13 protein-coding genes are annotated in these 15639 nt (G+C 58.0%); 9 read left to right on the forward strand and 4 right to left on the reverse strand.

Annotation, left to right across the window (positions count from 1 at the left end):
* Positions 1 to 62 precede the first annotated feature (62 nt).
* Entirely contained in the window at positions 63 to 899 is an 837-nt protein-coding gene (rhaS, locus tag AC6EMZ_RS20765; protein ID WP_498404719.1) for an HTH-type transcriptional activator RhaS, read from the reverse strand.
* A gap of 301 nt (positions 900 to 1200) precedes the next feature.
* On the opposite strand from rhaS (AC6EMZ_RS20765), the gene rhaB reads away from it, so the two are divergent.
* The 9 genes from rhaB (at position 1201) to rhaM (ending at position 11057) form a co-directional block, all read left to right on the forward strand.
* Complete coding sequence (rhaB, locus tag AC6EMZ_RS20770; RefSeq protein WP_498404720.1) at positions 1201 to 2670, forward strand: rhamnulokinase; 1470 nt, start codon at positions 1201 to 1203, stop codon at positions 2668 to 2670.
* Entirely contained in the window at positions 2667 to 3926 is a 1260-nt protein-coding gene (rhaA, locus tag AC6EMZ_RS20775; RefSeq protein ID WP_498404721.1) for an L-rhamnose isomerase, read from the forward strand. Before rhaB ends, rhaA begins: the two co-directional genes overlap by 4 nt.
* 89 nt (positions 3927 to 4015) lie before the next feature.
* Positions 4016 to 4846: a rhamnulose-1-phosphate aldolase gene (gene rhaD / locus AC6EMZ_RS20780; RefSeq protein WP_498404722.1), complete on the forward strand. Its 831-nt coding sequence runs from the start codon at positions 4016 to 4018 to the stop codon at positions 4844 to 4846.
* 83 nt (positions 4847 to 4929) lie between these two features.
* Positions 4930 to 5916: a rhamnose ABC transporter substrate-binding protein gene (rhaS, locus tag AC6EMZ_RS20785; RefSeq protein ID WP_498404723.1), complete on the forward strand. Its 987-nt coding sequence runs from the start codon at positions 4930 to 4932 to the stop codon at positions 5914 to 5916.
* Between the two features lie 83 nt (positions 5917 to 5999).
* Positions 6000 to 7502, forward strand: a complete 1503-nt coding sequence (locus AC6EMZ_RS20790) for a sugar ABC transporter ATP-binding protein (protein WP_498404724.1) — start codon at positions 6000 to 6002, stop codon at positions 7500 to 7502.
* On the forward strand, positions 7502 to 8506 hold the full coding sequence (locus AC6EMZ_RS20795) for an ABC transporter permease (protein WP_498404725.1): 1005 nt from the start codon (positions 7502 to 7504) through the stop codon (positions 8504 to 8506). Before AC6EMZ_RS20790 ends, AC6EMZ_RS20795 begins: the two co-directional genes overlap by 1 nt.
* Positions 8503 to 9507, forward strand: a complete 1005-nt coding sequence (locus AC6EMZ_RS20800; protein WP_498404726.1) for an ABC transporter permease — start codon at positions 8503 to 8505, stop codon at positions 9505 to 9507. Before AC6EMZ_RS20795 ends, AC6EMZ_RS20800 begins: the two co-directional genes overlap by 4 nt.
* 90 nt (positions 9508 to 9597) lie before the next feature.
* Positions 9598 to 10746: a lactaldehyde reductase gene (gene fucO / locus AC6EMZ_RS20805; protein WP_498404727.1), complete on the forward strand. Its 1149-nt coding sequence runs from the start codon at positions 9598 to 9600 to the stop codon at positions 10744 to 10746.
* Positions 10743 to 11057 (forward strand): L-rhamnose mutarotase, encoded by a 315-nt coding sequence (gene rhaM / locus AC6EMZ_RS20810; RefSeq protein WP_498404729.1) that lies wholly within the window; start codon positions 10743 to 10745, stop codon positions 11055 to 11057. Before fucO ends, rhaM begins: the two co-directional genes overlap by 4 nt.
* Before the next feature lie 38 nt (positions 11058 to 11095).
* On the opposite strand, the gene AC6EMZ_RS20815 is transcribed toward rhaM, so the two are convergent.
* The 3 genes from AC6EMZ_RS20815 to AC6EMZ_RS20825 all read right to left on the reverse strand — a co-directional run bounded on the left by AC6EMZ_RS20815 (position 11096) and on the right by AC6EMZ_RS20825 (position 15629).
* Positions 11096 to 12361, reverse strand: a complete 1266-nt coding sequence (locus AC6EMZ_RS20815; protein ID WP_498404730.1) for an MFS transporter — start codon at positions 12359 to 12361, stop codon at positions 11096 to 11098.
* Between the two features lie 44 nt (positions 12362 to 12405).
* On the reverse strand, positions 12406 to 14529 hold the full coding sequence (locus AC6EMZ_RS20820) for an alpha-galactosidase (RefSeq protein WP_498404731.1): 2124 nt from the start codon (positions 14527 to 14529) through the stop codon (positions 12406 to 12408).
* A 104-nt stretch (positions 14530 to 14633) separates the two neighbouring features.
* Positions 14634 to 15629, reverse strand: coding sequence for a LacI family DNA-binding transcriptional regulator (locus tag AC6EMZ_RS20825; protein ID WP_498404733.1), 996 nt, complete (start codon positions 15627 to 15629; stop codon positions 14634 to 14636).
* Positions 15630 to 15639 lie beyond the last annotated feature (10 nt).

Consider the following 15639-nt stretch of genomic DNA (forward strand, 5'->3'; position numbering starts at 1 on the left):
AGCGGCAAATAACCGGACATTATTAGCCGTTTTGCAGCAAAAAAACGGTGATTACCCTCGCGTTACTGAAGCGACGCATCTCTTCCCTGACGAATGTCGCGCGGCGACCAGCTAAACTCGCGGCGAAATAGCGTCGAAAAGTGGTTACTGTCGCCAAACCCGCAGCGATAAGCAATATCCGTCACGCTTTCATCAGTGTGGCGCAGCAGATGACGAGCTTTGATCAGCCGCAGGCGGTTTAAATAGCGCTGCGGCGTTAAGCCCGTCTGCTGCTTGAGCTGGCGATGCAAGGTCCGCAGCGAAAGCGAAAAACCCTCCGCCAGCGTCTCCCAGCACACCTCTTCCGCAAAGTGGTCCTCCAGCCAGGCAATCAGCTGGTTGAGCCGCGCATCGTTATTCTCTAACCCTTCGACCAGGCTGCTCCGACGCAGCAGAACCAGCAGTTGCATAAACATCAGTTCGCGGGTCGCCAGCGCATGGGTTTCGGTGTTGTCTTCAGACTGCTCCATCTGGCCCACAAGCTGTCGCACCTGCTGGAGCGTGGCCTGATTCACCCGCCAGTGCGACGGATAATGCCCGTCCTTTTCCTGCGGCAGCAGTTGGTTTAGCCCCGACAGAAACTGGAACGCATCCGGCGAACGATAGAGCACGTTGGTCAGGCACAGATTATCGGTGTGTTCATACAAGTGCCGGTCGTGGTCACGCACAAAACAGACCGTTCCACCGCTGATGGTGTACGGCTGGCCGTTAAATACGTGAATCCCGGTGCCGTGTTCCACAATCACAATCTCATGAAAATCATGGTGATGTTCCGGGAAAGCGGCTTGAGGAAGCCGTGGCTCAATCGCAACCGACGAACGACCCGAAGGGAAAAAATCCACGCTGTGCAGTACGGTCATAAAGGCCACCACCGATGAGAAATGTTCTCAAAATAGTAATTAAGAGACGTGGTTCTCACCTTAAATTTTCGACAGCAAAGCGCGCAAAGCCTGTCGGTTTTTCAAGAAACGAGCGGAAAGATCGGGAAATGAGGCAACCGTCACATGGCCTGAAACCCCCGCTATTACTGGAAATTGTGAACTCCCTCACGTTCATCTTTGAATTCTTGCCAGCCGCCGATTTTGGCTGTCAGTGGCGAGAAGGTCGGTTTTTGTTCCTTTTCTTACACTCTTCGGTAATGACTCAATGAAGGACCGGAACATGACTCTTCGCCATTGTGTGGCTGTCGATTTAGGCGCGTCCAGCGGCCGCGTAATGCTGGCAAGCTACGCCCCTGAACAGCGCGCACTCTCGCTTCGCGAAATCCACCGCTTCGTTAACTGCCTGCAAAAGCAGGACGGCGTAGATATCTGGGATATCGACAGCCTGGAAGCAGAAATCCGCACCGGCCTGACCAACGTGTGCGACGAAGGCATTCTTATCGACAGTATCGGGATTGATACCTGGGGTGTGGATTATGTCCTGCTGGACCGCCACGGTGCGCGCGTTGGCCTGCCGGTCTCCTATCGGGATAACCGCACCGACGGCGTGATGGCGCGGGCGATGGAACAGCTCGGCAAAGCGGAGATTTACGGGCGTAGCGGCATTCAATTTTTACCATTCAACACGCTGTATCAGCTGCGCGCGCTCATGGAACAACAGCCAGAACTGGCCGCGAACGTCGCCCACGCCCTGTTGATCCCGGACTACTTCAGCTATCGCCTGACGGGCAACCTCAACTGGGAATACACCAACGCCACCACCACCCAACTGGTGAATATCAACTCAGATAACTGGGATGAAAACCTGCTCAACTGGACCGGTGCCTCACGCGACTGGTTCGGCACACCGACGCATCCCGGCAATGTGATCGGTCACTGGATTTGCCCGCTGGGTAATCACATCCCGGTGGTTGCCGTTGCCAGTCACGACACCGCCAGCGCGGTGATTGCTTCTCCGCTGGCCGACAAAGACGCCGCCTATCTTTCGTCCGGAACCTGGTCGCTGATGGGCTTTGAGAGCAAAACGCCGTACACCAGCGATAAAGCCCTGGCGGCCAATATCACCAACGAAGGCGGCGCAGAAGGCCGCTATCGGGTGCTGAAAAACATCATGGGCCTGTGGCTGCTCCAGCGCGTATTGAAAGAACAAAACATTACCGACCTGTCGGCGCTGATTGCCGACACAGAAACGCTAAAAGCGTGCCGTTTTGTGATTAACCCGAACGACGATCGCTTTATCAACCCGACCAATATGAGCGCCGAAATCCAGGCCGCCTGCCGGGACACCGCGCAGCCAATACCGAACACCGCCGCCGAGCTGGCGCGCTGCATCTTCGACAGCCTCGCCCTGCTCTATGCCGACGTGCTGAGCGAGCTGGCGGAACTGCGCGGCAAACCGTTCAGCCAGTTGCATATCGTGGGCGGCGGCGGCCAGAACCACTTACTTAACCAGCTGTGCGCCGACGCCTGCGGGATCACCGTAGTTGCAGGGCCGATTGAGGCCTCCACGCTCGGCAACATCGGCATTCAACTGATGACGCTGGACGAGCTGTCCAACGTCGACGATTTCCGCACCCTGGTCACCAACAACTCTGCGCTGACCACGTTTACCCCTCATTCCTGCCATGAAATTGCCCGCTATCGGGCGCAGTTTCTGCAAAAACGACTGACAAAGGAGCTTTGCGCATGACCACTCAACTTGAACAAGCCTGGGAACTGGCTAAACAGCGTTTCGCCACCGTAGGCGTGGATGTCGAGGAGGCGCTGCGTCAGCTAGACCGTCTGCCCGTCTCAATGCACTGCTGGCAGGGCGATGACGTCGCAGGCTTCGAAAACACGGGCGGGGCGCTTACGGGCGGTATTCAGGCCACCGGTAACTATCCTGGCAAAGCGCGTAACGCCACCGAACTCCGCGCCGATCTTGAGCTGGCGCTGAGCCTGATCCCCGGCCCAAAACGCCTGAACCTGCACGCGATTTACCACGAGGCCGACGAGCCGGTCGCGCGTAATGAAATCAAACCAGAACACTTTAAGAACTGGGTCGAGTGGGCAAAAGCCAACAAGCTGGGTCTGGATTTCAACCCGTCCTGCTTCTCACATCCACTGAGTGCTGACGGGTTTACCCTTTCCCACGCCGACCCGGAAATCCGCCAGTTCTGGATCGATCACGTGAAGGCCAGCCGCCGCGTATCAGCCTACTTTGGCGAACAGCTCGGCACCCCATCGGTGATGAATATCTGGATCCCGGACGGCATGAAGGACATTACCGTCGACCGTCTGGCCCCGCGCCAGCGCCTGCTGGACGCGCTCGATGAGGTCATCAGCGAAAAACTCGATCCGGCCCATCACATTGACGCGGTAGAGAGCAAGCTGTTCGGCATCGGTGCCGAAAGCTACACCGTCGGCTCCAACGAGTTTTATATGGGTTACGCCACCAGCCGCCAGACCGCGCTGTGCCTGGACGCGGGCCACTTCCATCCAACAGAAGTGATCTCCGACAAAATCTCCGCCGCCATGCTGTACGTGCCGCGCCTGCTGCTGCACGTGAGCCGTCCGGTGCGTTGGGACAGCGACCACGTGGTGCTGCTGGATGACGAAACCCAGGCCATCGCCAGCGAAATCATCCGTCACGATTTGTTCGACCGCGTACACATTGGCCTCGACTTCTTTGATGCCTCCATCAACCGCATCGCGGCCTGGGTCATCGGCACGCGCAACATGAAAAAAGCCCTGCTGCGCGCCCTGCTGGAGCCCGTCTCCGCATTGAAACAGCTGGAGGCCGATGGCGACTACACCGCGCGTCTGGCCCTGCTGGAAGAGCAAAAATCCCTGCCGTGGCAAGCCGTGTGGGAAATGTACTGCCAGCGTAACGACGCCCCGGCGGGCAGCCAGTGGCTGGACAACGTGCGGGCATATGAGAAAGACGTGTTGAGCAAGCGCGGGTAACACAACCTTTACCCTTCACCCCTCACCCCATAGGAGAGGGCCGGGGTGAGGGGGCCAAACTTCTCCGAATTAACAGGAACATGAACACTATGCCAACCATTACGACTTCCTGGTTCGTCCAGGGCATGATTAAAGCCACCACCGACGCCTGGCTGAAAGGCTGGGACGAGCGCAACGGCGGTAACCTGACGCTGCGTCTCGACGATGCGGATATTGCACCGTTCGAAGCCGATTTCCACCAGAAGCCACGCTACATTGCGCTGAGCCAGCCGATGCCGATGCTCGCCAATACGCCGTTTATCGTTACCGGTTCCGGCAAGTTCTTCCGCAATGTGCAGCTCGACCCGGCCGCGAATTTAGGCGTGGTAAAAGTGGACAGCGACGGCGCGGGCTACCACATTCTTTGGGGGCTAACGAACGAAGCGGTGCCAACTTCCGAACTGCCGGCGCACTTCCTTTCCCACTGCGAGCGCATTAAAGCGACCCACGGTAAAGACCGCGTGATCATGCACTGCCACGCCACCAACCTGATCGCGCTGACCTACGTGCTGGAAAACAGCGCTGATTTCATTACCCGCAAACTGTGGGAAGGCAGCACCGAATGTCTGGTGGTGTTCCCGGACGGCGTGGGCATTCTGCCGTGGATGGTGCCGGGTACCGACGAAATCGGCGAAGCCACCGCGCGGGACATGCAAAAACATTCGCTGGTGCTGTGGCCGTTCCACGGCGTGTTCGGCAGCGGTCCGACGCTGGACGAAGCGTTTGGCCTGATCGACACCGCCGAGAAATCGGCTGAAGTCTTAGTCAAAGTCTATTCGATGGGCGGCATGAAGCAGACCATCACCCGAGAAGAACTGATTGCGTTGGGTCAACGTTTTGGCGTCACCCCAATGCAGTCGGCGTTAGATTTGTACCTATAAAAACATCGCGCCCCGCTCAATGAGACGGGGCGAAAACCACCTGCAATCCCTACACAACTCACTTATTCAGTGGAGTAAAAGCAATGAAAATAAAGACAAGCTTGATCCTCACCGTTGCCGCTCTGGCGTTGTCCGGTTCCGCACTAGCAGAAGTCAAAATCGCCCTCGTGGCGAAATCCCTCGGAAATGGATTCTTCGAGGCTGCGAACGTTGGCGCGCAGGAAGCCGCGAAAGAGTTAGGCGATGTAAAAGTGATTTATACCGGCCCGACCACCACCACTGCGGAAGCGCAGATCGAAGTGCTGAACGGACTGATCGCCCAGGGTGTGGATGCGATCGCCATTTCTGCCAACGATCCTGATGCTTTAGTACCGGTGCTGAAAAAAGCGATGCAGCGCGGCATCAAAGTGGTGTCGTGGGATTCCGGCGTGGCGAAAGCTGGCCGTCAAATCCACCTGAATCCATCCAATAACGCACTGATTGGCGAAACCAACGTCAAGCTCGCCGCCGACGCGCTGAAAACATTGAACGTTGAAAAAGGCGATGTGGCAGTGCTGAGCGCCACGCCGACCTCGACCAACCAGAACACCTGGATTGCCGAGATGAAAAAGGTGCTGCCACAGTACCCGTCCGTCAACCTCGTGACCGTGGCCTACGGCGACGATCTCTCTGATAAAAGCTACCGCGAAGCGGTCGGCCTGCTGAAAACCTATCCCGATTTAAAAGTGATCGTCTCTCCGTCGTCCGTCGGCATCGTGGCCGCTGCACAGGCGGTGAAGGATCAGGGCAAGATTGGCAAAGTGTACGTCACCGGTTTGGGTCTGCCGTCTGAAATGGCGGGTGCGGTGAAATCCGGAGCAAGTAAAAGCTTCGCCATCTGGAACCCGATTGACTTGGGCTATGCCGCCACTTATTTAGCCGACGACCTGGTGAAAGGCACCGCCACCAAAGGTGAAGCCAGCATGGGCAAACTTGGCAAAGTGAAGCTCGATGCTGACGGTAATGGCGCGATGGCCGAACCGTTTGTGTACGATGCCAGCAACATTGATAAGTTCTCGAAGATCTTCTAACCACTTCACCCCTCACCCCAACCCCTCTCCCCATAGGGGCGAGGGTTAGGGTGAGGGGAGACGGTATACTTTGGAGAACTATCATGACCCCATTGCTTCAACTCAAGGACATCACCAAAGTTTTCCCGGGCGTACGCGCTCTGGAAAACGTGCAGCTTGAGCTTTGGCCCGGCAAAGTCACCGCGCTTATCGGTGAAAACGGTGCGGGCAAATCTACGCTGGTCAAAGTGATGACCGGCATTTATCAGCCGGAAGAAGGCGAAATCCTCTACAAATCCATCCCCATTCACCTCCCGACGCCGGAGTCGGCGCACAAAATCGGGATCACTGCTATTCATCAGGAAACCGTGCTGTTCGATGAGCTGTCGGTCACTGAAAACATTTTTGTCGGCCAGTATCTGCATAAAGGCTTTTTCAAAAAGCTCGACTGGCCGGAGATGCACCGCCGGGCGCAGGCGATCCTCACGCGCCTGGAAGTGCAGATTGACCCGCGCGCAACGCTGAAAACGTTGAGTATCGCCCAGCGCCATATGGTCGCTATTGCCCGCGCGCTCTCGTTTGAAGCGCAGGTGGTGATCCTGGACGAGCCAACCGCCGCACTGTCGCAACACGAAATCCTCGAGTTTTATCACATCGTCGAACGCCTGAAGCAGGAAGGCAAAGCGATCCTGTTTATCTCGCACAAATTCGACGAGATTTTTGAGCTGGCCGATCGCTACACCATCCTGCGCGACGGCGTGTTCGTGGGGGCAGGCGCGATGAGTGACATCACCGAAGAACGCATGGTATCGATGATGGTCGGGCGAGCCATCACCCAGACCTTCCCAAAAGTCGACTGCGAAAAAGGCGATACGGTGCTGGAGGTCAACGATCTCTGCCACCCGACCGAATTCGCGCATATCTCCTTCTCCCTGCGTAAAGGCGAAATCCTCGGTTTTTACGGCCTGGTCGGTGCAGGACGGACCGAGCTGATGCAGGCGCTATCCGGCGTGACGCGTCCCTCCTCTGGCGAGATCGTGCTAAATGGCAAAGCGCAGCGCTTCCGCCAGCCTGCCGATGCCATCAAAGCGGGGATTGTTTGCGTGCCGGAAGAACGGCAGAAGCAAGGGGCCATCATCGCACTGCCGATTGCCCAGAACATCAGCCTGCCGCAGCTTGGCAGGCTCAACCCCAGCGGCGTGCTGAATAACGATCGCGAGTGGGCGCTGGCGGATGAGTACGCAACCCGTCTGCAGGTGAAGGCCTTTAGCTGGAAACAGCCGGTCGAAACGCTGTCCGGCGGCAATCAGCAAAAGGTGGTCATCGGCAAATGGCTGGCGACCCATCCAGACGTGATCATCCTCGATGAGCCGACAAAAGGCATCGATATTGGCTCAAAAGCAGCCGTACATCAGTTTATGTCCGAGCTGGTCGGCCAGGGTTTGGCGGTGATTATGGTGTCGTCGGAATTGCCGGAAGTGATGGGCATGGCCGATCGCATTATCGTCATGCACGAAGGGCTGATGGTGGCGGAATATCAGGCGGGTGAAGCGACGGCGGAAACCATCGTCAGCGCCGCCAGCGGTGCCAAACAGGAGGCCGCGTAATGATAAAGCAACTGCTAAAACATCGCGAAGCGCTGCTTGGGGCGGTCATCTTACTGATGATAATCGCCATCGGCAGCCGCGTGCCGTCGTTTATCGCACCGGGCAATCTGGTGGAGATGTTTAACGACACCGCCATTCTGATCATCCTCGCCCTCGGGCAAATGATGGTGCTGCTGACCAAAGGCATCGACCTGTCGATGGCGGCCAACCTGGCGCTAACCGGGATGATTGTCGCGCTGATTAACTTCCATTATCCCGACGTGCCGGTCTGGGCGCTGCTGATTCTGGCGACCGCGCTCGGCCTGTTAATGGGGGCGATCAACGGGCTGCTGGTGTGGAAGCTCGGCATCCCGGCGATTGTGGTGACCTTAGGCACCATGAGCATCTATCGCGGCATTATCTTTTTGCTCTCCGGCGGCGGCTGGGTGAACTCCAACCAGATGGGCGGCGATTTTCTGGCACTGCCGCGCGCGTCGGTGCTGGGGATGCCAGTGCTGAGCTGGTGTGCAGTTGCCGCTCTGCTGCTGGTGGGCTATTTCCTGCGCTACAGCCGCACGGGGCGCGCGCTTTATACCGCAGGTGGCAACGCCACGGCGGCGTACTACACCGGAATCAACGCGGGCAAAATGCAGTTCGTCAGCTTCTGCCTGTCCGGCGCGCTGGCCGGGTTCTGCGGCTATCTGTGGATCTCGCGCTTTGCGGTGGCCTACGTCGACGTCGCAAACGGGTTTGAATTGCAGGTGGTGGCCGCCTGCGTGATTGGCGGGATCAGCACCATGGGCGGTACTGGACGCGTGTTGGGCTGCCTGTTCGGGGCGCTGTTCCTTGGCGTAATTAACAACGCGCTGCCGGTTATCGGCGTGTCTCCTTTCTGGCAGATGGCGATTTCCGGCACGGTGATCGTGATTGCGGTTCTGCTCAACGAGCGCGGCAACAAACGTAAAGGCCGGTTAATTCTGCGCGATGCGGCGCTGGCACGTCAGAAACAGGCGGTGAACTCATGAGCAAAATAATGGCCTCTGAAGCCATCAAAAACGCGCCTGCCGCCACGGGGATTTTCCAGCGCCTGCTGTGCTGGGAAGGCTTCCTGCTGGCAGTGACGCTGGCGGTGTTTGGGGTGAATGCCCTCGCCTCGCCCTATTTCCTCGATATCTGGAACCTGTCCGACGCGACGTTTAACTTCACCGAAAAAGCGATCATCGTGCTGCCGATGGCGATGTTGATTATCGCCCGGGAAATCGACCTGTCGGTGGCGTCGACGATTGCGCTCAGCTCCACGGTGATGGGCTTTTGCGCGGCGGCGGGCGTCGATACGCCGCTGCTGGTCTGCGTGGGATTAGGCGTCGGGCTGCTGTGCGGGTTATTCAACGGCCTGCTGGTCACCCGCTTTAATCTGTCGTCGATCGTGATAACCATCGGCACCATGAGTTTGTATCGCGGCATTACCTACATTTTGCTGGGGGATCAGGCGCTAAACAGCTATCCGGAAAGCTTCGCCTGGCTGGGGCAAGGCTACGTCTGGGGCGCGCTGTCGTTTGAGTTCGCGCTGTTTATCGTGCTGGCATTGCTGTTTGCCTTCTTGCTGCACCGCACTAACTTTGGCCGCCGCACCTACGCCATCGGTAACAACCCGACCGGGGCGTGGTATTCCGGCATTAACGTCAAGCGCCATAACCTGCTGCTATTCGCGCTGGTGGGGCTGATGTCCGGGCTGGCCTCGGTGCTGCTCACCTCACGTCTGGGCAGCACGCGCCCGACGATTGCAATGGGCTGGGAGTTGGCGGTGGTGACGATGGCGGTGCTCGGCGGCATCAATATTCTCGGCGGGTCCGGCAGCATGGTGGGCGTGATCATCGCCGCCTTCCTGATGGGACTGGTGACCTTTGGCCTGAGCCTGCTTAACGTGCCCGGCATCGTGATGTCGGTGATTATCGGCGCAATGCTGATTGTGGTTATTTCGCTGCCGATTATTACGCGCCGGGTGATGCAACGAAGACGGATTTAAATTGCCCCTCACCCCTGCCCTCTCCCCGGATGGGAGAGGGTTAGGGTGAGGGGAAACGGATTACCCAAAATCATATTAAGGAGAATTATCATGAGCTTTATGTTGGCGCTTCCAAAAATCAGCCTGCACGGCGCGGGCGCAATCGGCGATATGGTCAATCTGGTGGCAGACAAACAGTGGGGAAAAGCGCTGATTGTGACCGACGGCCAGCTGGTCAAAATGGGCCTGCTCGATAGCCTGTTTACCGCGCTGGACGCACACCAGATGTCGTATCACCTGTTCGACGACGTGTTCCCGAACCCAACCGAAGCGCTGGTGCAGAAAGGGTTTGCCGCGTATCAGGACGCGGAATGTGATTACGTGATGGCCTTCGGCGGCGGTAGCCCGATTGATACCGCCAAAGCGATTAAAATCCTCACCGCCAACCCTGGCCCGTCCACCGCCTACTCCGGCGTGGGCAAGGTTAAAAACCCGGGCGTGCCGCTGGTGGCGATCAACACCACCGCAGGCACAGCGGCGGAAATGACCAGCAATGCGGTGATTATTGACTCCGAGCGTCAGGTTAAAGAGGTGATTATCGATTCCAACATCATCCCGGATATCGCCGTGGATGATGCCAGCGTAATGCTCGATATTCCGGCCTCCGTCACGGCGGCCACCGGAATGGATGCGCTGACGCACGCCATCGAAGCCTACGTTTCCGTCGGCGCACATCCGTTGACTGACGCCAACGCGCTGGAAGCCATTCGCCTGATCGCTCTGTGGCTGCCAAAAGCGGTCGACGACGGGCATAGACTGGAAGCGCGTGAGCAGATGGCTTTCGGTCAATATCTGGCAGGCATGGCGTTTAACAGCGCCGGTCTGGGTCTGGTTCACGCACTGGCGCATCAGCCGGGCGCGACGCATAACCTGCCGCACGGCGTGTGCAACGCCATCCTGCTGCCGGTCATCGAAAACTTTAACCGTCCAAACGCCGTAGCTCGCTTTGCACGCGTGGCGCAGGCAATGGGCGTCGAGACGCGCGGCATGAGCGATGAGGCGGCAAGTATGTCGGCGATTCAGGCGATCCGCGATCTCAGCGCTCGCGTCGGCATTCCATCAGGCTTTAGCCAGCTCGGCGTGACCAAAGCGGATATCGAAGGCTGGCTGGATAAAGCCCTCGCCGACCCGTGCGCGCCGTGCAACCCGCGCACCGCCAGCCGCGACGACGTACGCGAGCTATATCTGGAGGCATTATGATCCGCAAAGCGTTTGTGATGCAGGTGAACCCGGAATCACACGACGAATATGAGCGCCGCCACACGCCAATCTGGCCGGAGCTGGAGTCGGTGCTGAAAGACCACGGCGCGCACCATTACGCCATCTATCTCGATAAAGCCCGTAACCTGCTGTTTGCGACCGTCGAGATTGAATCGGAGGAGCGCTGGAACGCGGTGGCGAACACCGATGTCTGCCAGCGCTGGTGGAAGCACATGCGCGACGTGATGCCGTCAAATCCGGACAACAGCCCGGTGAGCGCCGAGCTGAAAGAAGTGTTTTACCTGGCGTAATCTTTTACGCGCTGCCGCACTCGCGGCAGCGCCTTTTCTTAATTCACCTGTACCGTCTTCGCGCCTGCTGCAATCTGCTGTCGGTTGCTCAGCGTAAACGCCGACACCACCGTAATCATCAGCACAAAACACCCGAGCATCAGATAGGTATCCTGGAAGCCGATCCGGTCGTACATGTTCCCGGCGAACGCCGAGAGGAATATCGCCGCCGACTGTTTGGCAAACTGGAAGCCAATCAGATAGATCGTCGCCGACAGGCGGGTATCAAACACGCCGGTGATGTACTTGAAGGCACCCACCAGCAGGAACGGCACTTCCAGCGCGTGCAACATTTTCAGGGCAATCACTTCTTCCACCGTGGTGGCGAACGACGAGCCGATAATGCGCGCTGCCATAATCAGCCCGGCAATCAGCAGCGTGTTCTTTGCGCCGATACGGTTAATGATCCACGGTGAGCAGAACATAATAATGGCGTTACAGATTTCGCCTGCGGTGGTGGCAAAACCAAAGGCGCGCGTCCCTTCCTGCGGCGTGGCGAAGAATGATTTAAAGAAGGTGGCAAACTGCTGGTCGAACACGTCATACACGCAGGCCACGCCGATCACGTACAAAATGAACATCCACATTTTGCGCTGGCGGAACAGGCTAAACACGGTTTTGGCGGTGATCTGCGGCTGGTTAGCGCCCAGCGCGTTCATCACTTCGGCGGTCTGATTGGGCTTCGGTTTGGCGACCACCAACAGCAACATCAGGAGTAACGCGGCGGCGGAACCCATCCAGAACACCAACGACGGATCGATACTGAACAGCACCCCGCCCGTGGAGGCGCACAGTCCCCACCCCAGGCAACCAAACATACGCGCCTTGCCGTATTCGAAGTGACTATTGCGGCTCACGCGTTCGATGTAAGCCTCAATGGCACCCGACCCCGCCGAGAAGACAAAACCGATGTACAACCCGCCGCTTAGCGCACCGAGCCAGATGCTGGTTTTCAACAGCGGCGCGAAGACGTACAGGAAAAAGGGTGCGAACAAAAACAGCAGCACCGCGATTATCCACAGCAGGTGTTTTTTCAGCCCCAGCTTGTCCGAAATCACACCCAGCACCGGCTGGAAGGCAATCGCGGACAGCGAGATACAGGAGAACACAATCCCGGTATGCGTTTTGTTCAGGCCGATAACGTCCGAGAGCCAGATCGGCAGGAACGGAAAGCAGGTGGCCATGATGAAGAAGTAGAGAAAGAAGAACGCCCCGAAAATCCAGAAGTTAGGGTTGTCTTTGTGGGTACAGGCAGTCGTATTCATTATTTTTATCCTCAACTGAGGGCCGGTTGCCCGGCCCGTCACCTTTACACGCGTTCAACGCCAATCAGAATGGCGGTTTCCGGATCGAGAATCGGCAGCGCGATCCCCGCCTGCATTAGCCATTCGCCGCTCACCGTTTGCGGCGCTTCCATCCACGCGGGCAGCTTGCGCATGGTGTGGCCCCCTTCACCGGTCAGGCAAATATTTGGGTGATCGAGCAGCGTGATGCGGTACTGCGCGCGGGCGTCCAGCCCCGGCATGCGCAGCGGCATCATTAGGGTGTAATCTGGCATCTGAAGCTGGCTGACGATAAACAACCCCTGCTTCTTATCTTCACTCACTATACCGTGCGCCAGGGTAGTGGCATCGGGCATATCCACGCGCCACTGGGTGCCGTGATGAATCACCTCACGCCACTGCTTGTGCAGCGCGGCGTAGTGGCGATAACCGTCTCGTTCCTGCTCATCCACGGTAAGCGGATCCAGCTCCAGCCCCATGTGACCAAATAGCGCGGTCAGGCCACGGAAGGCGATGCTGTGCTGGCGGAACGTAGCGTGGCATTTATGATGACCGATATGCGCGCCCATCACCTCCGGCGGGAAGAAATAGCTCATCCCGCGCTGGATGCTGTTGCGCTCCAGCGCATCGTTGTTGTCCGATGGCCAGAAGCGGTGGCAGCGGGTCAGTACCTCGTAATCGATACGTCCACCGCCCGAAGAGCAGGATTCAAACTCGACCTGCGGAAAACGTTCGCCCAGTACGTCGAGTAGGCGATAGAACTGGTGAGTTTGCGCATCGGCGGCAGCTTTACCGTGGTGGCCCGGCTGCACCAGCTCACGGTTCATGTCCCATTTTACGTAATCAATCGCGTGTTCACCCAGCAGCCAGCTCAGGCGTTCCAGCACGTAATCAAAGGCCTCGGGAATGTTCAAATTGAGCACCCACTGGTGGCGACCGGTGGCCTGGGCATAACCCGGCATCGCCAGCACCCAGTCGGGATGGGCGCGATACAAATCGGAATCGGGGCTGATCATTTCAGGCTCGACCCAGATGCCGAACTCCATGCCGAGGTTTTTAACGTGGTGAATCACTGGCGCTAAACCGTTGGGATATTTTTGCTCGTCGAGATACCAGTCACCCAGCGCGCCGTGGTCGTTATTGCGCCCTTTAAACCAGCCGTCGTCGATGATAAAGCGCTCCACGCCAAGCCCGGCGGCTTCGTCTGCCATCCGCATGATGTACTCAGGATCGTGGTCAAAGTAGATGCCTTCCCAGGTGTTCAGGTGAACCGGGCGCGGCTTGTCGTTCGGGAAGCGAATAATGTTGTCGCGCAGATAACGATGGAACTGCTGGCTCATTCCGTTCAGCCCCTGCGCGGAGTAGCTGGCGTACAGGCGCGGCGTCCACAGGGTTTCACCCTCATCAATTGCCATTTCACCCGGCAGGTACAGCGCCTCGGCCTGCAAATAACGACGACCGTCGGTTTTGGCCTCGGCGCGCAGGCGGTGGTTGCCGCTCCAGCCGAGATGCGCGCCCCACACGTCGCCGTGCATTTCATTGAAGGACGGCGTGCCGGTCATCAGCGCCGGAAAATGCTCGTGGGAAGAACGCCCGCGACGGCTTTCAATCACGAAGCTGTCGTGTTCCAGCTTGACGCGATGCGGCTGGAACTCGCGGATCCAGCGACCATGAAAGGCCATCACTTCCTGTGCGCGCTCTGCTATCGGCAGCGTCACCGCCAGGCGCTCGACCTGCCACGGCTGCGCGCGCAGGTTAGTCAGACCGTGACGCACCACGAGCACGCCGCTGTTATCGAGGGTGATTTCGCTGGTCAGGCGCAGACCTGCCTGTTCATCTTCCGACGTGAGCGTCAGGCTTTGCCCCTGCAGCTCCACGCGGGTGGTTTTGAAAATCGGTGAACCGTCCAGCCCCTGACGATGGCCTTCAATCCCCGGCGCGCCGAACAGGCCGTGTCCCAGCTCGGCCATCAGCGTCAGCGGGATATCAACATCCAGCCTGCCGTTGGCCACCGGGCGAGAAAGGCTTTGGGCATCGTGCGGCGAAAAGTACTGAAGATGCAGCCCCCAATAGAGAATTTCGGCGAACGGGTGAGTTTTGACAACCACGTCTACCGTTTTGCTTTCGAGTCGTAAAATGGAATCTTGCATCGGACATCTCCTGTCATCAGATGTCCTGAGTGTTGATCCGAAACGTTTCGGATACAAACCAAAACGTTTCGGATCTGTGATCGGATCGGGAATTTTTAGGAAATTTAGGCCATTTTGCCCGGTGAGAATTCCGGTTGCCACAGTACCTGAAGCTGAGACACGTCGTCGCCGTTAATCAGCTGGCGCACCATATCGGCAATCTGTTTGCCCACGCCCTGACGGGTGGACTGGATAACCGAGGCCACGTCGGCATCCACGATGCTGTCCTGCGGCAGTCCGTCGTAAACCACCAGCGCGACGGCGTTATCGCCGTGTAAACGCCCAAGCTGCGCCAGTGCCATCGCAGCCCCGTCGCCGTGGGTGTTGCAGTCGGTGATGATGGCGGTCGGCGGTATTTCAAGAGAGAGCAGTTCGTGAGTCGTGGCGTAACCCACGCGGCGTGACGGCGGCATGGCGCGTAGCCATTCGCTGGATAAGCCCGACTCGCGCAACGCATCCAGATAGCCCTGTCGACGCTGGGTAATGAAGGCTTGATTATTGCTCTCGCCGAGCAACGCTATCCGCTGATGGCCTTTTTCAATCAGCCAGCGCGTCGCCTGATACGTCCCGGCGTAGTTATCAAAATCAAACCACGCGTAAGGTTGCGGTAATTGGCTGCGGCCCAGCGCAAGGAAAGGGAAATTCACGGCCTGCAATTGCGTCAGGCGCGGATCGTGGTCAAGCGTATGCGCCACGATTAGCGCATCAACGCGACGGCTTTGCACCATGCGCATATAGCTGTGTTTGTCTGCCAAATCGTCGTCGGCGATCAGCAGCAGATCAATCTCATGTCGCGCCAGTTCGTGGCTAATTTCGCCGACCATGTCCATAAAAACGCTGTTATTGAGCGGAACCGGATGCACCGGGAAGACCAGCCCGACGGCGTCGATTTTGCCCATCTTCAGACGACGAGCAAAGGTATTGGGACGATAGCCACGGCGCTGCGCTTCGGCTTCGACGCGCGCACGCGTGTCGCTGGAGACGTCGTCATATCCGTTAAGGGCGCGGCTGACGGTGGTAACGGACAACCCCAGTTCTTTGGCAATGGCTTTAAGCGACATGATTTTCCGT

This window comes from Enterobacter sp. SCRI0065 (genome assembly GCF_059766475.1).